We start from the raw sequence: 22,835 nt of genomic DNA, 5'->3' as shown, positions 1-22,835 counted from the left end.
CCTCAGGGAATTGCATTGTAGAGACGTGCCATGGCACGTCTGGACAGGGTTTAGGATTGAACGGGTGTACCTAAGGATATTTGTTGTCGCAGTTGTTCTTTTAACCAGGTGGTAAACATTTCATCTAGGAGTCGCTGACGCATGGCATCATCTAGTTGTACGGGTAAAAACTTTTCTAAACGAATGACGATAAACCAGTCCCCTAAACGGGTGGGGGGCAAAAGTTGACCGGGTTGGCTAACGGTTAACATTTGCGCCAAGGTGGGGTGGGGTGTACTCAGTTCCACAGGTCCGACTAATCCACCCGTTTGCGCCTCTGGTCCTTGGGAATAATCCCTGGCAAGTTCATTAAACGATTGTTCTCCTTCTTGGATACGAAAATAGAGTTCTTGGGCAATCGCCGCCTCCTTTGTCCGAATCAGAGAATAAATTACTCGATCTAACCGTCCTTTGCGCTTGAGGAAATAAGATTCAATCTTATGTCCCCAGGTCGCCTGTTTAAATTTTTCCAGCTTCAGTCCCCGAACCGCTAACTCTTCAACTTGTTCTAAGGTTAAGTCTTGGCGCGATCGCCAAGCTTGACGCTCTTCCTCGGAAGTTAGCTGATTTTTAGTATAGAACTGCTCGCAAGCAGCATTTTTTTCTTCGTCGGTACAATCTAGGGTGGCAATGGCTTGATCAATAATGATTTCCCGCAATAACTGAGGGAGTAATTGATATTTGGCTAACAGGGGAATTACTTCTTCAGCCGTGATGGTTCGGTCGCCAACCTTTAAAATGGCAGTCATCGTGGTGAGAAGCCTCTCAAGGTAGTGTTTTCAATAGGTAATGGACTGGGCGATTTCCAAGATAACATCTTGCTTCAACTCAGCGTTATACTCTAGCACCACGATGAATTAAAAGTTTATGAAAGTTAAGATTTTTCCTTGGGGCGAGAATTTTGTTGATTTTTTTGTGAAACGGTAATAATTCGTCATTTGTCATTGCCCTACTCGCTCCCGAAAAGAAGCAAGCTACCTCGCTTTGTAAGGGTTTGAAGCTTGTTAACATTTCTTAGTACAGTGTACAGAATTTAGGGCGACAGCGATACAAGTGTGAATATCGGCATTGGTTTTAATCGCTCCCGGTGTAATATGAGTAGCACAGGCGAAATATCCGCGATCGCGCAACGCTTGAATCAGAGATTCTCGTTTGGGGATATCCAAACGCCCTCGGCGTCCAATTTCCGCCAAGCTATAAAAGTAGGGCGGGAAATCGGCTTCGGCTTCCATGAGACTGAGGAGTTGTACCCGTTTTGACCAGTTCCACTTTTGAGCTAATCCCTGCATCTGTCTTAACCAAGATTGATTGTGCAACACACCCAGCCACAGTGGACCACTCAGAGTGAGGGATTTTTGGTCATAAGCACAAACCACGCGCCCTAATTGACGCCAGGACACAGTTTGATAATTGCCACAGTGATGACAATAACCCAAAAATCCGTAATTTTGCAGCGTCAACGGCTGAGTTTTAACCAAACGCACCATCAGGCGATAGGTTTGACCTGTAAACAGGGAGAAAATCGGCGCAATCCCCAAACCCTTGGCGATGGCTTGCTGCTGGAGTTTACCAATCACCACTCGCAATCCTTGTTCCTGGGCGGCGGGATGGTTGCGGGGATACGCCCCATAAATCCCCAAACTGCTTTCTGAAGCATGACCTGTTAGTTTACGCCCATCGGTACTGGTGAGATAGAGAAGTCCGCCCAGTTTCAGCGCCCAGAGGCTGGTATCCAGATAGGGAGTAGGGGAACCGAAACAGTCCACATCGATGAAATCGTAGTAGTCTCGGCGGTTATAGCACTCAAAAAAGACCTGATTGGCGTCGAGATGGGTAAGGGTGGCTTTATGGGTGGCGATCGCCCCTGCTAAATTTTGCTGTAAAATCGGGTTAAGCTCAGGATTTCCCTCATTCACCCAGATCCAATCGGCTTGACTCTCCAAACTATAGCGTAGAGAACGCACTCCACAGCCACTCATCGCATCAATTACTCGTAAGTGACCGATTTGAGACTTATAAATTGTTGCAGCTAAAATACCTAAATCTCGCACCACTTGCGTCTCTGGGCGATAAAACGCATTACCAATTTTAAATGTGGCTTTGCCTTCTGTATGTTCGGTTAAATTTCGGTTCATTGTTTGCGCTTTTGAGTCTTATATTATTTTTCAAATAAGTGATGTAAACAGATCCCCGACTCCTCAAAGAAGTCGGGGATCTTGCTTGGATAGACTGTACTTTATACCAAGTTGCATTCAAAGATATAACTTTATCCTTCCCCTGCTTCCCCTGCTTCCCCTGCTTCCCCAGCTCCCCCAGCTCCCCCAGGTGCATGATCACACCCGTGGAAAACAGAAACTTGATCCAGATCAGGTATTGACTTAGCCACAACAGCTTGCTATCGTGTCCAGTAACAGGCATCTAATTAACGTTTCATAAAAAGCCCTCAGCTATGCTCAACTGCAACAACTACTTTTATTTTTGGTTTACGGAGGTTCACCGGAGGTGAGCAGAGTTCCTCATGGAACCTCCCCGGTGGACCGCAGAGCGAAAGCTGCGGTCTTTTTGTTTTTTAAGGAGTATCTGATGACAACCTACCTGAGTAACTGGTTTACCTTGTTTTACTTTTTTTGGTTCGGAAGCGGTTCCGGGTAGGTAATGCTGCGTTTAAATGTTGTCAGAACCCGGAACCCACAAGGAACCGGGTTTTTTATTGTTCACTTGTTGTTTAAAGGAATTAGTCTGATGTTGAATGCTACACTTGCCACCCAATCCGATCGCCAAACTCTAGTTCATCTGTCGGATCATATCGCCTTCGGGGGTGAGGAATTGGTGATAATTGCTGGTCCTTGTACGGTGGAGAGTCGATCGCAGATGGAAACCGTCGCCACTCAACTGCAACGCGCCCCGGTTCAGGCGTTACGCGGCGGTGCTTTCAAACCTCGCACGTCTCCTTACTCGTTCCAAGGTTTAGGGGTAGAGGGATTAGAAATATTATCCCAAGTGCGATCGCGTCATCAGATTCCCGTGGTGACGGAAGTCATGTCCATTACCCAAATCGAGTTAGTGGCTGCCCATGCTGATATGCTTCAGGTGGGCAGTCGTAATATGCAAAACTTTGATTTACTCAAAGCCTTGGGTCAAGTTGATAAACCGATTCTGCTGAAGCGAGGATTAGCGGCGACTCTAGAAGAATTCGTTATGGCAGCCGAATATATTCTCAGTCATGGGAATTCTCAGGTGGTACTGTGTGAACGAGGGATTCGCAGTTTCGATACCTATACCCGGAATGTCTTAGATTTGGGAGCAGTTGTGGCACTTAAGCAGATGACTTCATTGCCTGTGATTGTAGATCCCTCCCATGCCACAGGCAAACGGGAATTAATTTCCCCGTTAGCGAAAGCGGCTGTCGCAGTGGGTGCAGATGGATTAATCATCGAGTGTCATCCCGAACCGGAAAAATCCGTATCGGATGCCCGTCAAGCGTTATCGTTAGACGATATGGTGCAGTTGGTTCACAGCTTACACCCCGTCGCCGCCGCCGTCGGGCGAAAAATTCCAGCCAGTTTAGCGGCTGTGTCAGCTTAAGGTTTAATTTTAAATTGAGTTTTCGGCTGATGCGATCGCCTCATCCCGGAACTGTTTCCAAGTCCGGGATGTTGTCGTTTGGTCAGGTCGATTCCCTCGTCGCTGGTGGTTGAGCAAAATGATGTCAAGGAATCAGATGACAACCTCCATCAAGAGAGATAGGGGGTGCAATCGGGGTAAAAAACCCATCCCCTGATACTCCGGTAAACTATTTATTTGAGCGGATTCGTTATCAGAGGCTCTATCAGTGTAAAAATGACCATCAAATCCATCATCTTTCCACATCCCTACGGTGAATCATCCCACTCTGGTGTTAAACGCCGATAGTTATAATCTCTTGCTCCTGGATGACAACTGATGCACCCAGCCGCCGTTAATGTTGGAGGTAAATCAATACGAGGATGAAGTGCTTTAAAATACCGTGATTCAGTCACCCGAAAGGGTGCTTGCTCATCTTCCCCTACAGGACGAGAAAACGTTCGTAAATAATTCCAGACAATAAAGATAAACGGGCGCGGAATCTGCTCTAACCGTTGTCCATAATGCTGTTCGGGTTCTAATAGCAAAGTTTCCCAGGTTTGAGTTGGCATGACTTCTGGGGGTAAAGCAACATGACAACTGCCACAGTTTTCCAGGTACAGTTTTAATCCAGTTTGATAGCGCTCTGGAATTGGGTCAATCGTTCCAATCGCCACCAGTGTTTCTGAATTAGGGGGTTTGGGTATTTCTGCGGCTCTTAAAACCCCTGCCATACCTCCGCCTAGGAGAACACTCCAAACCAGTACAAGTACAAATAAAACAGCGTGCGATCGCATATTGTTATAGTTTGTCATTCGTCATACTCGCTAAGCGAGAAGCAAGCTACGTCATTTGTCATTTTTTATTTCTGACCCTCCAAAAATGTATCAGGGTCAATTTTAGGAATTCCCTTTAGGGACAAATCGTAGGGGCGGGTTTAGGGACTGTAGGGGCGGGTTTAGGGACTAAGGTCAGCTATTGTTGAAATAACGGAACAACAAAACCCGCCCTCCCCACCAATAAATGTTCAACAAAACCCGCCCTCCTCACCGATAAATCAACTAAATCAACAACAAAACCTGTCCTCCCCACCGATAATGGAACAGTAAAACCCACCCTTCGTCCTAACCGAGATAATTTTGTAGCTTTTATGACAATTTTCCACAATATCCTCTTAAGGAATTGCCACAGAACGCAATAACTGTTCAACAATCGGCTTTGCCTGTCGCCCCCCTGCTGCCATGAGACGATGGGACAGAACATGAGGTGCCAGCATCTTCACATCATCAGGAATCGCGTAATTTCGCCCGTCCAAAAATGCGAAGGCTTGTGCAGCCCGTTGTAAGGCTAAAGTACCCCGTGGACTGACTCCTAATACTACATCTTCCGTCTCGCGAGATGCCCGTACCAAGTTAAGAATATACTGCTGTAACTCTCGTTCAACTTGCACCTGTTGACAAAGACGCTGTAATTCCAAAACGTCCTCCGTTGAAATACAGGGTTTAAGCTCCGAAAGCACCATCCCCCCCTGATGCAGTTGCAGCATTTGCAGTTCTTCCTCAGGCGTCGGATAACCCAGGGATAAAGATAGGGTAAATCGATCCATTTGCGCCTCTGGCAAGGGAAACGTGCCATGATACTCAATCGGATTTTGAGTGGCAATCACAAAAAAGGGTTGGGGAACGTTACGAGATTCCCCATCCACAGTCACTTGCCGTTCTTCCATCACTTCGAGTAACGCTGACTGTGTGCGCGGGGTTGCCCGGTTAATTTCATCCGTCAGTAGAATATTGGCAAAGACTGGACCAGCGAGAAATTCAAATTCACGGCTACTGGGATTCCAGATATTCGTCCCGGTGATGTCCGCTGGTAAGAGGTCAGGTGTACATTGAATGCGCTGAAATCGCCCATCAATGGAACGTGCTAAGGATTTTGCCAGCAGCGTTTTCCCCACCCCAGGTACATCCTCTAGCAAAGCATGACCGCCTGAGAGTAAAGCAACCAAGACTAAACGAATAGCATCGGCTTTACCCACAATCGTCCGAGCCAGATTTTCTTTAAGTTGCTCAATCCGTTCTCTCATTACCCTTCCCCATTCCTTATTACTGGGTTTGAACACATTTACTATCTGTCAGTACAGCGTACCAATATTTTGCTTTCCAGTTGGACAAGTCCTCGAACACAATCACGCTGACTTATGGTTTCTGACAAACAGAGCGATCGCCTTCGTCCACCGCCACATTCGTCCGCAAATAATCCTGCATCCATTGACAGGCATACTCTAGGGGATCAAGATCTGCAATTTTCTCCAGATCCCAGGTAATCAACTGGCTATCCATTCCCCCTGAATATAGATATCGACCGTCAGGGCTGTAGGCTAGGCTAGTAATAAAGCTTTGATGACCAACCAAGGTGTTTTGCAGGGTGCCATCCAGGTTCCACAATTTAACCATTCCATCAAGACCGCCCGTAGCAATGGTTTTGCCATCGGGACTAAAATCCACTCGCGTCAACCCACGCCCATTCCCTTCCACTTCAAAAACAGGCGTGCCATCACTCTGCCAGAGCCGTAGCTTATCGTCATAACTCGCAGCAGCCACAAGAGAACCATCGGGGCTAAATACAGCCCCCCAATTGGCAGAGGTGCCGCTTGGCTTGAGCGTAGCCACCTGAGTACCATCCATGTGCCAGAGTTCGATCGCACCGTTTGCCGCTGCTAAAACCAGCAAAGGGGGCTTTGCGATCGCAGATTCATCGGTCACAGGCTGAAAGTCTATTTGCCAAATCCGGTCATTCCCGGTATCCAGTCGTTTCAGCAAGTCACCCTGGCGATTCCAAATACTAATTTGACCTTCGTCTGAACCCGAGGCAATATACTGTCCATTGGGACTGACTGCCACACTCAAAATTACCCCTGTAGTAGGGATTGATCGCTCCCAAATCTGCGTCCAGCTCGGCGGTGAGCTGTCCTCGAATTGTAAGAGGCGGATAGTTGACCTGCCGCCCCCAATCAACAGGGGCTGATTGGGGAAAAAGGCTACCGAAACAAGGTTCGCTTGGGGAATATCCCGCAACTCTAATTGCGGCTGGAAGTTTTTCCAGAGAATGATTTGATTGACATATCCAGATGCAGACACCATCCTCTGACTGTCGGAACTGACTGCAATACTCCAAACGCTGTCAGTCGGACCGTTGAGCGATCGCATAAAGTCGGCGTTCCGTCGCCATACTTTCACAGTGCCATCCTGGCTAATGGAAGCAAGTTCTGATCCATCTGGGCTAAACGCGACATCGCGCACAGAGGATTGATGCCCTTTGAGGGTGCGAAGGAAAGTCCCATCAGGAGTCCAGAGATGGATTTGATTATCCTGCCCTGAAGTGGCGATGTATTGTCCGTTATCACTGCAATCTACCCCCCTCATGGGTGCCTCGGTCGTTTGCAGGATTTGTAACAACTTCCCTTGGGTATTCCATACTTTTGTCGTCCGATCAGCACTAACGGAGACGAGGCGATATTCTTTTGACCGTGATGTTGGGTCATCGCTGTGAGGACAAAACGCCACATCCCACACGACCCCTTGATGACCATCCAGAACGTGCAGTTGTTCGCCCTGACGAGACCATAAATGAACCGTACCATCCAGAACTGCCCCCGCCACGATTTGCCCATCGGGGCTAAAGGTAACATTCCAGACTGGATCAGGGGTCGTCAGCTTCGCCACCAGGGTACCGTCTCGCCGCCAGAGTTTGACGGTTTTATCCCCACCGCCAGAGGCAATCAGAAAACCATCAGGACTAAATCTAACCCCCCAAGCCGGACCACTGTGAGCGGAGATCCGCTGCTCTAGCGTCCCATTCAAGTTCCAAACCTGCACTTGACCATCAAGACTGCTAGTGACCACCTGCTGACTATTCGCACTAAATGCCACATTCAAGACGGTGCTCTCATGAGGTAGAGATTGCAGCAGTTGACCCTCGCGAGACCACAGCTTCGCCGTTTTATCATTGCTCGCCGTGGCGAAAAATTGACCATCTGGGCTGATATCAATGCCAATAACAGCCCCCTCGTGTCCGGTCAAGCGGTTGACTTCGTTGCTGCCAAATACGACCTGATTGAGTGCCTGAGCGACCTGACGCTGGACTTTTTTATCTCTAAATTGATAGCGCTCCAAAATTTGCTTTGCCTTGATCGCCGCTACCATCGCATCGATCTGTTGGTTAGACGCAAATTGCCCCTGGGATGAGGATACCAAAGCCTTAACCTCGCTCAGTTTAGCGGCGTAAAACTGCCAGCCCGCAAATAGGCTTAGTCCCAGGGTGCTGAGAAAACCGAGAGAAACAACCCCGAGGAGAACCGATTTAAGACGAGCGGCTCTGCGCTCTTGCAATAGCCGCGCATTGACTTCCTGCAAACGTTCTGCTTCCAAGTTCTGCTGAACTTCTCGTTGGTAAGCCGTTTGACTGGCTTGCAAGAACTGATAGTCAGCATCATCCAGACTTTTATCCTGGCTCCAAACCTGAGCGTCCTGCAACGCTTGTCCCCGCAATAACCAGGATGGCTCAGTCTTGCCGGAAGCCAGCCACCCCTGCAACATGGAGCTGTAGGGTCGCAATTTAGCCAGCTGCTCTTGAATCCAGGTCATGTCGAAAATGGTCTGGTAAATGCGATTTTTAACCCGAAGCTTGCCCTGGCATTGGTTGACCAGACCGGATAGGAGGAGTTCGCTCTGCTCCAGACTGCCATCGGTAGGAATTCCTCCCTGCTTTAAAATGCGCTCATACAACCCCAATAGTCGGGGGGTGCGCTGCTCATCCATCAGCAGCCGATTCTGAATAGTACGCAGGTGTTCGGGGTTATCTTGGGCTTCCCAGTGGTCGATGATATGGGTTTTAACCAGATCATCAATCCAAGCGGTTTCGGCTCCTGGGGGCAGGCTGAGATCAGCATCGTGAGCAACCTGGCTTTTTTGAGTAACCAACTGGCAGAGTTTTTGGGTGAGGAGGGGTTGACCGTTCGTCCAGTCCAGAATGGCATTGAGGATGGCTTCGGGGTTGGGCATCTGTTCCTTAAAGCCGATCATCAGAGGGCGAGCTTCTTCTAGCTGGAAATTCTGTAGGTTGATGGCGCGACCAATGTTGAAGGGAGTGCGTTTGCGATCGCGTATCAAATCCGATGGCGTAGCCACCCCAAATAAAGCCCAGGTCAACCGCTCATATTTTGTTTGATTTTGCCGCTGCTCATGACAGGCACGAATAAAGGCAAAAAAATCGTTGACCGGAAACTCTAGACTGAGAACGCTGTCGATCTCATCGACCATAATAAACAGCCGGGTATCGGGTAGATGAATCAAAATTTCATCAATCAATAGCTGTAGCTGCTGTACCGGGGGCAAGGTTGCCCAACTCTGCCAGTGAGCTTTAATGTTGATTTTGCCCAACAGGTACAAATCCCGCAGCAGCTCTAGCATAACGCCGCGATACCATTGCTGATGGGTTACTTGCTCGCTGCCCAGTTGAGTCATGTCTAAATAAACACAGCGATGACCCAGATTTTCTAGCTGCTGCTGAACGCGAGTCCTGAGGCTGGATTTACCCATCTGGCGGGCGTTAAAGACGTAGCAAAATTCTCCAGCTAGGACGGCTTCATAGAGAGTCTGATCCGCTTGCCGAACCACGTAGGTTGCCGCATCAGTGGGTAAACTTCCTCCCACTTGGTAAATGGGTTGAGCCATGCTGGTGTCTCCGGTATAGAACTAAATCAAAGATTCTAGATGGGGACTGCGCTCAACTATTTCGTTCAAAAAAAGTTATCGTCGCCGCACAGTCAGCCTGGATTTGCGTCCTTAGGTCATCTAAGGACGCAAATTTTTGTTCCGGTCGCAAAAACTGCTCTAGGCTCACGGTTATCGTCTGTCCGTATAAATCACCAGACCAATTTAGCAGGTGAATCTCAACTGTCAAGCAGGTTCCTTTGACGGTAGGACGTTCTCCTATATTCATTACACCCCATTGATCCGGGAATGAGGGACGACTGACGCGCACACAGTAAACCCCGTTGCGGGGTAAAAACTTGTCGGGGAACCATTCTAGATTGGCGGTGGGAAAGCCTAGGGTTCTGCCTAATTGCTGCCCTTTGACCACTTGACCCATAATGCTGTACGGACGACCCAATAAGCGATTAGCTTTGAGGATATCTCCTTCCTCTAGGGATTGGCGAATTAAGGAACTACTGATTCGTTCACCTTGACAGGTTTGGATAGTAACAATGGTAACCTTAACCCCATAAGTGGCTGCGATCGCCTGCAAATCCTTCGCGGTTCCAGTCCGGCGATATCCGAAGCGAAAATCCTCTCCAATACTGACATGGGTGGCTCGCAATTGTTCAATTAAAATCTTGTCCACGAATTGTTCTGGACTTAATGCCGCCAGTTCTCGGTCAAAGGGCAGCAGCACCAGTTGTTCAATGCCCAAGCGCTTTAACTGGTCTACTTTTTCGGGTTTTGGCGTCAATAGCTTCCACGGTTGACCGGAAAAAAATTCACGGGGATGGGGATAAAAGGTTGCCAAAGTCGGATAAATATGCTTTCCTTCCCGATTAACCCTCTCTTGAGGATTTATCGGCTCAGACTGACCGGGTAAAAGGCTAGAGTGCTGCAAAATAGGATGAATGACCTGTTGATGCCCTCGGTGAATGCCGTCAAAGTTTCCTAGGGCAACAGCAGTTGGTGTTAAAGCAGTGGCAAGAGAAGAAGTAACCCACACGCTTTACATTTTTACACATTCTCGGAGTCGTGGCTAGATCTTGACCAACTCGTTGGCTTTAAGTTAAATTAGATCCCCAACTTCTTCAAGACGTCAGGGATCGGGTAGGAGGGATATTATCGAATAGAAGCTTTTGCCTCTTGTTGCAGGGGTACTGGATCAGAGACAGCCGACTCCACCAAAGAAATGGACAAGCCTTCACGAGCCATAACGGTATTGCGAAAGTGTTGAATGGCTTCTTCGCCAATTCGATCCAAGAAATCATCATTGTGTAACGGATCGTGATGAAAGATAACCAAAGTTTTCACGTTAGCGGCTTTGGCTAACTTAATCCCTTCTTGCCAAGTCGAATGACCCCACCCCACTTTGCTCGTTGCTGGAGAATAATATTCGGTATCCGTGTAGGTGGCGTCGTAGATCAGCACATCCACATCCTGAATCAGTTTTAAGATATTTTCATCTAAACCACTAGGTCTATGTTCGGTATCGGTAATGTAGGCGGCTGAATGTCCCCGCCAATTCACCCGATATCCCACCGCTTCACCGGGATGATTGAGCAGGGTATTTTCGACGGTAATCTCGCCCAGCTCAACGCTTTCACCAACCTCTAGGTCATAGAACTGCAAATCAGCTTGCATGACTTGCAACGGGACGGGAAAATTGGGATGGAGCATTTGGTCGGTGAGGCGTTGCTTAATTGTAGAACCATTGGGTGCGATCGCTCCATAGATACGGAAACGATTACTTTTGATAAACGCGGGAACAAAAAACGGAAACCCTTGAATATGATCCCAGTGGGAGTGGGTGAAAAACATGTGAGCCTCCACTGGCATTTGTGACAGCATGGACTGTCCCAACACCCGCAAGCCCGTACCCCCATCAAAAATTAATCGTTCTCTACCCACTCGCATTTCCACACAAGGAGTATTTCCGCCATAGCGAACCGTTTCTGGACCCGGACAGGCAATACTTCCTCTAACGCCCCAAAAGTGAATTGTGAATCCGTTGTGCTGACTAGACATAATTTTTCCTTGCAGGCTTTTTCAGACAGTCCATTTGTTCGTTTTTTCAGGTTGATGAGGAGTCTTTTTCATCCAATTTCCACAGTCTTAACATCTCCACCGACCCGGAGTAATCATCAACATATCCTTGCTAGCGGTAGGCAACCCAATAAAACTCCCGGAGGGATTTAAGTAGAATAGTCATGGTAATTTAGGAGTTTTTTTGTTTAAGCTGATTTGAACCAGTTGTTTTGATTGTGGATGGATGAGCTTAGGGACGTCAAGTAACATTTAACGCCTGCGGCATTTATCACCAGGGAATAACTTCCGCGATCGCGATAAATCCGTTCCTGACGCTTTTGAGTTGCTCACACCGCTCATCATTCGAGGCTATTCAGCAGTAGTGGTCTGAGGGAGGTAGTTGCACGGGAGCGATCCAGTTCCTTTTTAGGTTAAGGGGTCTAGCTACTATATCTGATGCTAGCTCCTCACGGATTAGCATCAGGTCTGAGATGCTTTACCTCTAGTTTATACCTACTATTTTCCATAGCCTAACAAGTTTAGCTAAACTGGTTAGGCATTTGAGGCAACACCAATATGTGATTTTGATCACGTTTTAGCTCAAGTTGAGCTTGAATGACTTAATGACTTTGTGCAGACGTTCCGGCAAAGAAAGCTAAAATTTAAGAAATGTTGCTGACGTTGAGAAAAGAGAATGGAACCCAAGGTCGAAATTTATACCTGGAGCCGTTGTCCCTATTGTATGCGGGCTAAAGGGTTGCTCAATGAAAAGGGCATTAACTTTACCGAATATTGTATCGATGGTGATGAACAGACGCGAGAGCAAATGGCACAACGGGCAAATGGACGCCGTTCTCTGCCACAAATTTTTATCAATGACCACCATATTGGGGGTTGCGACGACCTGTATGGGTTAGAACTACAAGGTGAACTAGATACCTTACTGCAAGACGGAGCAGGGGCAAGTCATTGATAGGGGAGTTCTGGGAGCTGGGGAAGCTGGGGGAGCTGGGGAAGCTGGGGGAGCTGGGGGAGCTGGGGGAGCTGGGGGAGCTGGGGGAGCTGGGGGAGCTGGGGGAGGGTTTTGAACTAACGTTATCGTCAATAGTGAAACGAAAGTTCCTAAACCCGCCCCTACAAACCTCAAAATGGTACTATTAGCCGCAACTTGATTATTAATCACCGAGGTAGGATTCCAGCGTGAAATTTGCGTTTATCATTGACCCGCTCTCAAAGCTTAATCCCAGTCATGATACGAGTGTGGCACTCATGGAAGCTGCTCAAGCCTTAGGTCATGACGTTTGGATTACTCAAGCTCAAAAGCTAACAGTTGTCAATAATCAAGCGTGGGCAAATCTAGAGAAAGTGCAGCTAACCCCAGCCGAACTCGTTGAGGGGCGTTGGGTGGTCAGTGAACGCTGGTACGCAATCTCGGATACTGTCTCCCTGCCGTTAGAGGATATGGATGCCGTTTTTATGCGGACTGACCCACCCGTGACTATTCCCTACCTGTATGCGACGTACATTCTTGATTACATCAACCCCAAAAAGACTCAGGTTATCAATACACCGACAGGTTTGCGACGGGCAAACGAAAAAATGTATGCCCTTCAGTTTAAAGCAGTGATTCCGGAAACCATTGTTAGCCAGGATAAGTTGACCATCCAGAAATTCGTCGAGAAACAAGGAGCAGCCGTACTGAAACCCTTGGGCGGTAAAGCTGGGGAAGGGATTCTGTTTCTGGAAGCAGGCGATCGCAACTTTAATTCCCTAGTCGAAATTAGCACTAAATGGGGATATGAACCCGTCATGGTGCAAACTTATCTTCCGGCGGCTAAAGAGGGAGATAAGCGGATCATCCTCCTCAATGGTGACCCGATTGGGGCAGTCAATCGCATTCCTACAGGCAGCGAATTTCGCGGCAACATGGCAGTTGGGGGTCGAGTGGCGGCGACAGAAATTACACCGCAAGAGCAAAAAATTTGTGCTTTACTCAAGCCACAGTTACAACAAGATGGCTTGTATTTTGTGGGAATCGATGTCATTGGTGGCTATCTCACCGAGGTAAATGTTACCAGTCCCACGGGTATCCGCGAGATTGATCAGCTTAATGGTACGTGCTTAGGCAAAGACGTGATTGCCTGGGTTGAAAACTCAAGTAACTCGTAATATATGAGTGATCACCGATCATTTGCATTCCCTCTTTCTTGCTTGTCTGAGGACATAAGACGAATGACATAAGACGAATGACGAATGACGAATGACGAATGACGAACAACAAATGACAAATCAAATTGGAGTTGCTGTAATCGGTACCGGATTTGGACAGAAAATTCATATCCCAGGTTTTCAGATTCACCCCCGCACAAAGGTGGTAGCGGTTTATAACCCTCACCTGGATAAAGCCAAGGCGGTAGCTGAATCTCATAATATTCCCCAAGCGAGCGATCGCCTGGAGGATATACTAGCGATGCCAGATGTGCAAGCGGTGAGTATTTCTACCCCACCCTTTCTTCACTACGACATGGCGCAGCAGGTTTTGCAAGCCGGAAAACATCTGTTATTGGAAAAACCAATGACCCTCTCAGCTACCGAAACGCGAGATCTCTATCACCTCGCCAAGAAGCAAGGGGTAGTGGCGATGCCAGATTTTGAATTTCGCTTTGTTCCCCCATGGCAACTCTTGGCAGAACATTTAGAATCCGGCTATGTTGGTCAGAAGCGTCTGATTAAAATTGACTGGTTAGTCTCCAGTCGTGCCAACGCGCAACGGGCTTGGAACTGGTACGCCCAAAAGGAAAAGGGTGGAGGTGCATTAGGCGCTGTGGGGTCTCACGCTTTTGATTACATTAATTGGTTGTTTGGTTCGGTGCGTCGGTTGTGCGCCCAAATGAGTACGGCAATTCCAGAACGCCCTGATCCCAGTCAAGGGGGAAAACTCCAAACCGTGGACGCCGATGATACCTGTCTGCTGATGCTGGAATTAGCTGATGGTACACCTTGCCAACTTTGCATCAGTTCCGTTACTTATAATGGGCGGGGGCATTTTGTCGAAGTCTATGGCGATCGCGGAACGTTGGTTTTGGGCAGTTCCAACCAAAACGATTATGTCCATGGATTTCAGCTTTGGGCAGCCCCGGCTGGAGAATCGCTGTCAGAAGTAGATATTCCCAAACGACTAGCATTTCCCCAAGTTTACCCGGATGGACGTTTAGCACCCTTTATTCGGGTTGTGGATCAGTGGGTACAAAGTATTGATGCGGATAAACATCAAAGTCCTTCGCTAGCGGAAGGAGTCTATTCCCAATTATTAATGGATTTAACCCATCAATCGCATCAAGAGAACAGTTGGGTAGATGTACCTAGTTTATCCAGTTTTTTAGCTTAGGGGTTGCTGAATCAGTATTGGGGTGAGGGGAAAGAATAGGGAACAGTGTTCTCATAACTTTAACCCCTAAATGAGGAGGATAAATTGACTTCTTTCCGACTTTTCCCATCTTCCTCATCTTCATTCAGCCAGCTCTTGTTAAAAGTAAGAGTTATAATGGACGAGTGTTCGGTAGCGATTGTTACATTTCTTAGGTTTTATAGTCACAAAATAAAATGATTAATGCTTTTACTTGGGCATCAAATTTACCCAATTAATTTAATAGCTTGAGAGAATAATTGAGGCGTTTTAATTTTTAATTTAATTGATCAAAAGAATAATTAGTTGTAATAATTTATTTAAAGTATGAGTAAAAATAACGGTAAAATCCTGTGAATCTTTCATAAAGAGAAGGGATTACAAGCTCTTATAGCCACATCCCTACTAGGGGGATGTTCATGAAGTTTTTATAGAATAAGGGATTTATGGCTATCCTCCCTAGAGGGAGTTTATGGCAGGAGACTTGAGGACTTCGGAACCTAAGCCTCACTTAATGAGTCTAGAAATGTTAAGGTAAGGATGAAATGCCTTGATTTCCGTGCCTGTTGAGGTTGAAGAAAAATTCACCTATGTCACAGCCTACTATGAATACGTGTTCCCAAATTCAATGCCCTTTTTGCGATGCCAACTCTTCTGATAGCGGATGTATGCGATATAGTCATCCTACTCAATGTCACTTAACCTCGATGTTTGAGTTTGACTCGGATGATAAGTGGTTATTTAAGTCAGCCGAAAGTGAATTCCAGGAGATTCAAACTCTCAATAATCGTTTTATTAACAAAGATAAAGCGAGTCGAAAAAAACTTCAGCAACTCAAGAAGAAATCACCGAGAAGCCTGGAGTTACCCATTCCTCAAGCAATACCTCATCCTAGAACAGAAACACAGTTACAACTAGGAGGGTAAATAATTGTTCATTGTTAATGGTTCATGGGTTGCTGTTTGGAGATGTTTTAGTCTCTCTACAGCTTAACCTGAGTCTGGCTGGCAGCAAAAATAATACGGTTTTTATCCTCACGTCATGTAGGGGAAAGTGGTGTCTTATTCTAGAACAATTCCAAATCATTTATGGAATCCAATGCTAGTTTCTCATCACATAAAAAAACACCTGTTTCCTGTTCCCTATTCCCTTTGTCTACTATCGTGAGTTCCACATCGCAAATGAAAACGCTATATATACTTTAAGCAGGAACACCGTTTTTTTGTGTTCCTGCTTTCCCTACTAACATAGTTAGTAGGCTTATTGATGGATTAGGCGATTGAGTTAACGCCTGAACAATATTGACAGAATTAGTACAGTTCTTCTTCTTGGTGAGTGGTGATGGTGCAGTCAGATTTAGGATAAGCTACACAGGTCAAAATATATCCAGCTTCAATCTGATCATCATCTAAGAAAGACTGGTCAGACTGATCAATTTCACCACTGACGAGTTTACCAGCGCAGGTCGAACAAGCACCAGCACGGCAAGAATAGGGCAAATCAATACCCTGCTCTTCCGCCACATCGAGAATGTACTCGTCATCAGGTACTTCAATAGTTGTATCCAAGCCTTCAGCTTCGCTCTTTAAGGTGACTTTGTAACTTGCCATTTGTGTTCCTCTCTATTAATCTGAAGCAGCAGAATCAATTGTGCTGTAGTATACTGACCCAACGAGCCTAAGCTGATGGGGGCAACTTTTTCTGCTTCACTTCTGATACTACGAAAAAAAGTTAAAAAGTTTAAACAGGATTAGGAATGAAAGTGTTAATTGAATATTAAATCAGTTATTCTTATATGTACATCAAGCCGTTAGTGTCCAGATATGTGCGGCATGAATATCCCAGTCAATGACATTGTTAATAAGGGTTTGCCCGGTTTGTGATTAGAGCTATTGACGGATTAAACCCCTGATTAATCAGCATTAGTTATATTTATGATTAAGTTCGATGATTTGTACTTAGACATGAACCACCCCGCCGACTGTGAGGGCGGGGAAGCCTAAGTAAGCTGAATCAGCCACTGTGGGAAGATGTCACTCCACCCAATTCTTGGCGCGTTCAACGGCTTTCTGCCAATCGATAAAATTATCCTGGGCAGCTTTTGTGCCATCTCCCGGTTCAAATGTCCGTTCGATGGCGGTTTGGGTAACGAGCTTATGGTAATCATCCCAGAACCCAACGGCTAACCCTGCACCAAATGCCGCACCTTGCGCTGTCGCATCAAGAACGGCGGGGCGTTCGACGGGAATGTTAAGGACATCGGCTTGAAACTGCATTAAGAAGTCATTCTGAGACGCACCACCGTCTACTTTCAGGAGTTCGATGGGGGTGTCGCCATCTTTGTTCATGGCATCAACGACTTCTCGGACTTGATAGGCGATCGATTCCAATACCGCCCGTACCATGTGTTCCCGCTTGACACCGCCTGTAATACCGAGGAATGCACCTCTGGCACTCATATCCCAGTGGGGGGCACCCAAACCACTGAGAGCGGGAACAAAATAGATCCCATTGGTATCCTCGACTTGACGGGCTAGGGGTTCAGTTTCGGCAGCCGACTCAATCAGTTGTAAACCATCTCGCAGCCACTGAATACAAGCCCCGGTGGTGAACATCGCCCCTTCTAGGGCAAAAGCCACATCAGTGCCACTGCCATTTGCTGCATTTGTCCAGGCGACGGTGGAAAGGAGTCGATTGCCCGATCGCGTCAGTTCTTTGCCCGTATAGGAAATTAAGAAGCAGCCTGTACCGTAAGTACATTTGAGCATACCCGGGCGATCGCAACCGTGGGCAAACAGTGCCGCTTGTTGGTCACCGAAAATCGCCATAATCGGAATTTCTTCCCCTAGCAAACTGGATTCCGTTTTGCCAAACAGTCCCATACTGGGTTGAATTTGGGGCAAAATCTGAGCCGGAATGCCAAATAAATCCAGAAGGCTGTGATCCCAATCTTGATTGGCGAGATTCATCAGCATGGTGCGGCTGGCATTACTGTGATCGGTAACGTGGACTTTGCCCCCGGTGAGATTCCAGAGAATCCAGGTATCAATGGTGCCTGCTAAAACATTATCGAAATTCGTATCCGGTTTTTCCTGGCGCACCCAATTCAGCAGCCATTCTAACTTCGTGGCTGAGAAATAAGCATCCAGGACTAATCCTGTACGTTCTTGAATATCTGCATCATGTCCCTGTTGGCTTAACTCCCGACATCGGTCAGCTGTGCGTCGATCCTGCCAAACGATCGCATTATGCAACGGTTCACCAGTGGTCTTATCCCAGAGTAAACAGGTTTCACGCTGTACGGTTAAACCAATCGCCGCAATTTCCGAAGCCGAAACCCCCTTATCCTTTAAGACTTGCTGCATACAGTCACGAGTATCCCGCCAAATTTCCTGGGGATCATGTTCCAACCAACCGGGTTGGGGGTAGTGTTGGGTGAATTCCTGATAAACTTGTCCCGCGATCGCACCCTGTTTGTCAAATAGAATGGCTCGGTTCCCCGTGGTACCGAGGTCAAGGGCTAGGACGTATTTCGCGTTAGTCGTCATCGCAATCTTATAAATTTACAGCTAAACCCCAAATAGGGTTGAGTACAGATTTACCAGGTTATGCGATCGCTCGGCTACTCTCTGTAGTCTTTCTTTGCGTTGACAGCAAATGTCTTATGTCATTCGTCTTATGTCATTCGTCTTATGTCCTTTGTAAATTCTCTTCCCCATCTCCCTCATCTTCCCCATCTCCCTCATCTTCCCCAGCTACCCCTGCTACCCCTGCTCCCAGACGTAGCATGCTACGTCTCTACATTGCCCCCTGCTCTTAATTCCGGAGAATCCCTAACCCTGCTTCCCGTTCAATATAATCGGCAAGGTTAATAAAATCATCGCGGGGATAACAAATTCCGCCCACCAGTTTAAACGCTAACTCACTGCGAGCTTCGTCGGGATTTTCGAGTAAATGAATTCCCCAATAATACAATTGATCACTAGAGCGAATACAAGCGTATTTGGGATCAATGCAGTGAAACTTATGATCGATGGCTTTGACCTCATTATACGTATTCAGAAACGTATCTCTGAGCAACCGCAATCGCCGTTTAGAGCCGGGATACTTAAAATTATTGACTAGCACAAATAGGTGAGCTTGTTGATTAAGTTCTCGGATTCCTCTTACCGTATCCTTAATCACTTGACCATGTTTGTTCAGTCCCAAGGGATTTAAGGTGGTGGGAATAATGCAATAGTCAAATTGACTCACCAGCTCTTTGGGATTACGTTCTAAGGCAGGGGAACAATCACAAACGACCACTTTACAATCCCGTGCAGCATCTTCGTGCCACTCACGCCAATCATAGACCGCGATATAGGTACTCGCGCCAACACCTCTAGGTCGGGGAACATCCACCCCATCGCCTAGTAGCTTTTGCAGGTTTTGTTCTGGGTCTAAATCGACGAGCGCCACATTAAATCCCTCTAGGGCAAATGCACCCGCTAAATGAGCAGATACGGTGGTTTTGCCGACGCCACCTTTACAGGTAAAAACGCCAACATAAATTTTACCCGGTTTCGGGGGTTCTGGCGGCGGTAATTCATCCTCATTCACCCAGAGAATTTGGGTGTCTGCTGCAATTCCACATTGGATTTTAGCGTCTGACCCCCAAGAGCGAATTAAAGCATTGGCGGGCGCACCATAGCCTTTAGTCGTGATAAAAAAACCACAGTTAAAGTCTTGACCCGCTTTCGATTCTAAAAAGCCTAAGAATCGGAGTATTTGGGGTTTTTGGACATTACTGATCAACCATTTCAGATGAACCGCACCCGTTTGACCCTCTTTGCTAACCACTAAATCATACTCTGGCGGCTTGGGGTCGGGAGTGGTAACAGTCCACCCCTCGTTCTGAAAAATCGTTGCCACATGTTGCTCAAACTGAGCAAAGTCTCTCATATAAGGCGGCTTTCGAGATGATGACATAACTACGATTAAGTAATAAGTAATAAGTAATAAGTCAAAACGGGGATGGCAGAGCAAATAAAGTGTTGTTTTTACTTACACACATCTTGTCCGATACGTCAACCCTTATTTTTGACCGACTCTCTGGACTATTGTAACTTTTATCACCAATTGCCCCACGTTTCTGCTGATTGATCATTGAGCCTGATGTTACTCAACCCACTCTCATCTCCCAGACGTGCCATGGCACGTTTCTACAACCCCATCTCTCTTTAAAGTTTAAGCCCATAGAGGGATGCATTTGTGCTAAACACCTGTAAAGTGAACTTAATTTAACTCGCCAGAGGGATGTGCGTCAATTAATTCTTCTGTAACTTGGAAAGTGAAATACATACATATTGATGCTTTTCGAGGACTTATATATGAATCCGACAAATCCTTCAGATAGCCAAGCCAAGACAAAAGAGCAAATTCAATCCGAAACCTACGACAGAAATATTGTTCCGGCGGAAACAGCCGCCCGTCATGAACGGGAAGGAGATAACTATAAGACGAAGGTTACGGAAGATCAGCAAACGAATCCTGATAGTATCAACACCACTGAGGGATATACCGTAGACAACGAAGGCTTGGTAAATAACTTTGCCGTTGAGCCGGAAATGTATGTCAACGAACCGGGTGACTTGCGCCAAAAAGAAGAACAAGAGACGGCTAAACGCCGCCAAGAACTGCAACAACTCGATGAAGAACGCCAAGGCGAGTTGACGATGGAAAAAGATGAGCGTGGTCGAGGACCCGGCGCTGTCTAGGATAGATAGGCAAAATAGACAAATTAAGTACAGACGTAGCCTTCTACGTCTGTGTTTTTAGGTTTGAATTATAGCTGTCGTCATAAAGTTTAGGAGAGATTTAAAGGCTGAAACAACTACGTACCAGCAATAAACTTTTGCTCCCCTGTTCCCCCACACCTCTACATCAATAAGGTCCAAACATCTCGTTAGCTGGCACGTCTGGATTGTCGCTGTAGAAAAACTCACGAATGAGTTGCAGGACTTCCTCTTTGCTTAAAAAACCATCCTGATTGGTATCTAATTTAGGAAATACTCGTGGAGCATAAACAGGCGACACATTGTAAACACTTAAAATCCCTGCCCACTCTGCTTGGCTAATTTTTCCATCTTCATCTTTGTCAAACACCTCGAAAACTAATTCCATAAAAAAATGGATGTTGTGCAGGTATTTCTCTTCATCATTTAAAATAATAGAATAATAGGATAACCATTCTTCTAAGCTAACTTTTTTATTGTGGGTTATATCTGCATCTCGTTTCAATTCTTCCCAGTTGCGATTACAGTTATTTAGTAAAATTTGATACCTAGGGGAGCGCGAACCCCAGTGTCTTAATGCGGCTAACTTTTTTATAATATTTTCAAAATCTTGATAAGCTAAAGCCCCATCAAACTTGGCATCGTGCATACTGAAAAATTTAGTCAGTTTGCGCGTTTGTAGTTTAGTCAGCATAAGTTTCCTCTCTGAGAGTAGAGACATTACAGGCAACGTCTCTACAATATCATTTCTCTAGGTCACAGAGACTTATGGGTAGTTGGAAGAGCTAATAATCGATGCTACCTTGAGCAACAACGTCAAAAGTTCCTGAATTTAGATCCTGGGTCACCGTAAAGTCGGCGCTACCTTGCGCTTGCTCGAAACGTCCCGTCCCACCGATAAACAGAAATGTCCCCGTGGCGATCCCCGTTGTGGTGTCTAATTCACTATCCTTGATTTCAGCCTGGAGTTCATCACCATTCGCTCCTATGAACTTGGAATCTCCACTAGTTAGGATGATATCAGGGTTACTATGAGTCGGTGTGAAGGTCAAGTTTCCAGTTTGAGTCCATTTTCCTAAGTAGGTCGCTGTACCCGAAGCATTAAGCTCACCACTGGTCAATAGCAGCTTGTACGTTTAGGGTGGGTTGCAAATCACTGGTCATTCGATTTTTGGGATAACGACAAATAAATTAAAATAAGGTGGCTGTTTAAACCACCTCATCCTACCACAACGGGTAATATTAAACCCAATTCAATTCAGCTTAAGCTAAAACAAAGTCCACGTCTTCAGCGCCAGAGGTTTCACTTTGTCCTGATGTAACTTGTTCTCCATTTACATCAACACAGAATGGTGTATCTTCCAGGTTAACATTATAATCTGTTGTGTCTGCTGTATACCCCACACTAGCAATCATTTTCCGCCCTTCATCGGTGTAAGCAAACGCCAACATTTGATTTTTATCTTTCTGATTGTCGTAAGCCCAAATCACCATATATTGTTGTCCCTGATATTCAAAAACCTTAGGCGGACGAGTGGGCGTATAACGACCTTCATCACCAAAGCTAGCATCGAGGAAACCTTGTACCGAATCCGTGGCGACTGTCGCATAAGCAACTTCTTCTTCAGATGCAGGTTCTGCTTCTTCTTGACTTTCATCAACCACTTCTTCTTGGTCTCGGTTGCGTAAATAATCAACCGCCATTTTCGTCCCAATACCACCAACCGCAGCCACACCCGTACCGATGAGAATATTGCGAAGCAGATTTTTCTTATTCATGATTTCTCCTGAACGTTTTACCTAATTTACGTCACGTCAATATTATCATTAACAGTACCAGGTAATAATGTCAGGAAAATTTTGGATTTTTAGCGTAAGAAAGAATTACCCTTTTATTCTCTGCCTTCTCTCCTCTAAGTAGTCGGACAAAATAGTTCAAGGAAAAAGGGTTAAACCCTTTGACACCCTTGCACCGCTATCAGGGAAAATGTACTATGGCTCCCCTAGCTCCCCCAGCTCCCCCAGCTCCCCCAGCTTCCTACCTCCACCACCAGACTCCCTGAAGCAACCCCTACTTACCCTCTACCCCCTGCCTTGGAGCCTTGGAGCCTTCTCCGTTCTCCCTATTCCAACAGGGAGTAGTTAACCCAGATTGAGTTGTGTTAATCAGAGTCAGATGAAATATATCGACTAATCAAGTTAACTGTGTAGTTGAGACTAAGGAGGAGA

Annotated in this window: 19 protein-coding genes; 6 read left to right on the top strand and 13 right to left on the bottom strand. The window is 46.5% G+C overall.

Annotation, left to right across the window (positions count from 1 at the left end; translation table 11 throughout):
• Positions 1-50: 50 nt before the first annotated feature.
• On the bottom strand, positions 51-788 hold the full coding sequence (locus RIB93_RS22420; RefSeq protein WP_446375779.1) for a peptidylprolyl isomerase: 738 nt from the start codon (positions 786-788) through the stop codon (positions 51-53).
• 255 nt (positions 789-1,043) lie between these two features.
• On the bottom strand, positions 1,044-2,174 hold the full coding sequence (locus RIB93_RS22415) for a tRNA (guanine-N1)-methyltransferase (RefSeq protein ID WP_446375777.1): 1,131 nt from the start codon (positions 2,172-2,174) through the stop codon (positions 1,044-1,046).
• A 607-nt stretch (positions 2,175-2,781) separates the two neighbouring features.
• On the opposite strand from RIB93_RS22415, the gene aroF reads away from it, so the two are divergent.
• Positions 2,782-3,624 carry a 3-deoxy-7-phosphoheptulonate synthase gene (aroF, locus tag RIB93_RS22410; protein WP_446375793.1) on the top strand — a complete coding sequence of 281 codons (843 nt, stop codon included), beginning with the start codon at positions 2,782-2,784 and terminating at the stop codon, positions 3,622-3,624.
• Positions 3,625-3,911: 287 nt separating this feature from the next.
• On the opposite strand, the gene RIB93_RS22405 is transcribed toward aroF, so the two are convergent.
• From RIB93_RS22405 to RIB93_RS22385, 5 genes are all read right to left on the bottom strand, one after another.
• Positions 3,912-4,457, bottom strand: coding sequence for a cytochrome C (locus RIB93_RS22405; protein ID WP_446375775.1), 546 nt, complete (start codon positions 4,455-4,457; stop codon positions 3,912-3,914).
• A 359-nt stretch (positions 4,458-4,816) separates the two neighbouring features.
• Positions 4,817-5,725: an AAA family ATPase gene (locus RIB93_RS22400; RefSeq protein ID WP_446375773.1), complete on the bottom strand. Its 909-nt coding sequence runs from the start codon at positions 5,723-5,725 to the stop codon at positions 4,817-4,819.
• Positions 5,726-5,837: 112 nt separating this feature from the next.
• Positions 5,838-9,374, bottom strand: a complete 3,537-nt coding sequence (locus RIB93_RS22395; RefSeq protein WP_446375771.1) for an AAA-like domain-containing protein — start codon at positions 9,372-9,374, stop codon at positions 5,838-5,840.
• Between the two features lie 52 nt (positions 9,375-9,426).
• Positions 9,427-10,404, bottom strand: a complete 978-nt coding sequence (locus tag RIB93_RS22390; protein ID WP_446375769.1) for a bifunctional riboflavin kinase/FAD synthetase — start codon at positions 10,402-10,404, stop codon at positions 9,427-9,429.
• A gap of 116 nt (positions 10,405-10,520) precedes the next feature.
• Positions 10,521-11,426, bottom strand: coding sequence for an MBL fold metallo-hydrolase (locus RIB93_RS22385; RefSeq protein WP_446375767.1), 906 nt, complete (start codon positions 11,424-11,426; stop codon positions 10,521-10,523).
• 694 nt (positions 11,427-12,120) lie between these two features.
• Between RIB93_RS22385 and grxC the strand changes: the two genes are divergently transcribed.
• The 4 genes from grxC to RIB93_RS22365 all read left to right on the top strand — a co-directional run bounded on the left by grxC (position 12,121) and on the right by RIB93_RS22365 (position 15,758).
• The gene (grxC, locus tag RIB93_RS22380) at positions 12,121-12,399 is read left to right on the top strand and encodes a glutaredoxin 3 (protein ID WP_446375765.1); all 279 of its coding nucleotides are present in this window, start codon (positions 12,121-12,123) and stop codon (positions 12,397-12,399) included.
• Between the two features lie 227 nt (positions 12,400-12,626).
• The gene (gene gshB / locus RIB93_RS22375; protein ID WP_446375763.1) at positions 12,627-13,595 is read left to right on the top strand and encodes a glutathione synthase; all 969 of its coding nucleotides are present in this window, start codon (positions 12,627-12,629) and stop codon (positions 13,593-13,595) included.
• A 91-nt stretch (positions 13,596-13,686) separates the two neighbouring features.
• A complete protein-coding gene (locus RIB93_RS22370; RefSeq protein ID WP_446375761.1) occupies positions 13,687-14,814 on the top strand; it encodes a Gfo/Idh/MocA family protein in 1,128 nt (375 codons plus the stop codon).
• A gap of 686 nt (positions 14,815-15,500) precedes the next feature.
• A complete protein-coding gene (locus RIB93_RS22365; protein WP_446375759.1) occupies positions 15,501-15,758 on the top strand; it encodes a hypothetical protein in 258 nt (85 codons plus the stop codon).
• A 384-nt stretch (positions 15,759-16,142) separates the two neighbouring features.
• On the opposite strand, the gene RIB93_RS22360 is transcribed toward RIB93_RS22365, so the two are convergent.
• The 3 genes from RIB93_RS22360 to RIB93_RS22350 all read right to left on the bottom strand — a co-directional run bounded on the left by RIB93_RS22360 (position 16,143) and on the right by RIB93_RS22350 (position 19,800).
• Positions 16,143-16,442: a ferredoxin gene (locus tag RIB93_RS22360; protein ID WP_446345749.1), complete on the bottom strand. Its 300-nt coding sequence runs from the start codon at positions 16,440-16,442 to the stop codon at positions 16,143-16,145.
• Positions 16,443-16,865: 423 nt separating this feature from the next.
• Entirely contained in the window at positions 16,866-18,380 is a 1,515-nt protein-coding gene (glpK, locus tag RIB93_RS22355) for a glycerol kinase GlpK (RefSeq protein WP_446375757.1), read from the bottom strand.
• A gap of 268 nt (positions 18,381-18,648) precedes the next feature.
• The gene (locus RIB93_RS22350; protein ID WP_446375755.1) at positions 18,649-19,800 is read right to left on the bottom strand and encodes a nucleotide-binding protein; all 1,152 of its coding nucleotides are present in this window, start codon (positions 19,798-19,800) and stop codon (positions 18,649-18,651) included.
• 401 nt (positions 19,801-20,201) lie between these two features.
• Between RIB93_RS22350 and RIB93_RS22345 the strand changes: the two genes are divergently transcribed.
• The gene (locus tag RIB93_RS22345) at positions 20,202-20,588 is read left to right on the top strand and encodes a hypothetical protein (protein ID WP_446375753.1); all 387 of its coding nucleotides are present in this window, start codon (positions 20,202-20,204) and stop codon (positions 20,586-20,588) included.
• 166 nt (positions 20,589-20,754) lie between these two features.
• Here the strand turns inward: RIB93_RS22345 and RIB93_RS22340 are convergent, their stop codons facing one another.
• The 3 genes from RIB93_RS22340 to RIB93_RS22330 all read right to left on the bottom strand — a co-directional run bounded on the left by RIB93_RS22340 (position 20,755) and on the right by RIB93_RS22330 (position 22,385).
• Positions 20,755-21,300, bottom strand: coding sequence for an EF-hand domain-containing protein (locus RIB93_RS22340; RefSeq protein WP_446375751.1), 546 nt, complete (start codon positions 21,298-21,300; stop codon positions 20,755-20,757).
• 91 nt (positions 21,301-21,391) lie between these two features.
• Positions 21,392-21,727 (bottom strand): hypothetical protein, encoded by a 336-nt coding sequence (locus RIB93_RS22335; RefSeq protein WP_446375749.1) that lies wholly within the window; start codon positions 21,725-21,727, stop codon positions 21,392-21,394.
• A 142-nt stretch (positions 21,728-21,869) separates the two neighbouring features.
• Positions 21,870-22,385 (bottom strand): hypothetical protein, encoded by a 516-nt coding sequence (locus RIB93_RS22330; protein WP_446375747.1) that lies wholly within the window; start codon positions 22,383-22,385, stop codon positions 21,870-21,872.
• Positions 22,386-22,835 lie beyond the last annotated feature (450 nt).

The sequence above is a fragment of the Coleofasciculus sp. D1-CHI-01 genome, assembly GCF_040218875.1.
Lineage (GTDB): Bacteria > Cyanobacteriota > Cyanobacteriia > Cyanobacteriales > Coleofasciculaceae > Coleofasciculus.
The sequence above is the reverse complement of the archived record's forward strand: the minus strand, read 5'-3'. Positions and strand labels throughout refer to the sequence as shown.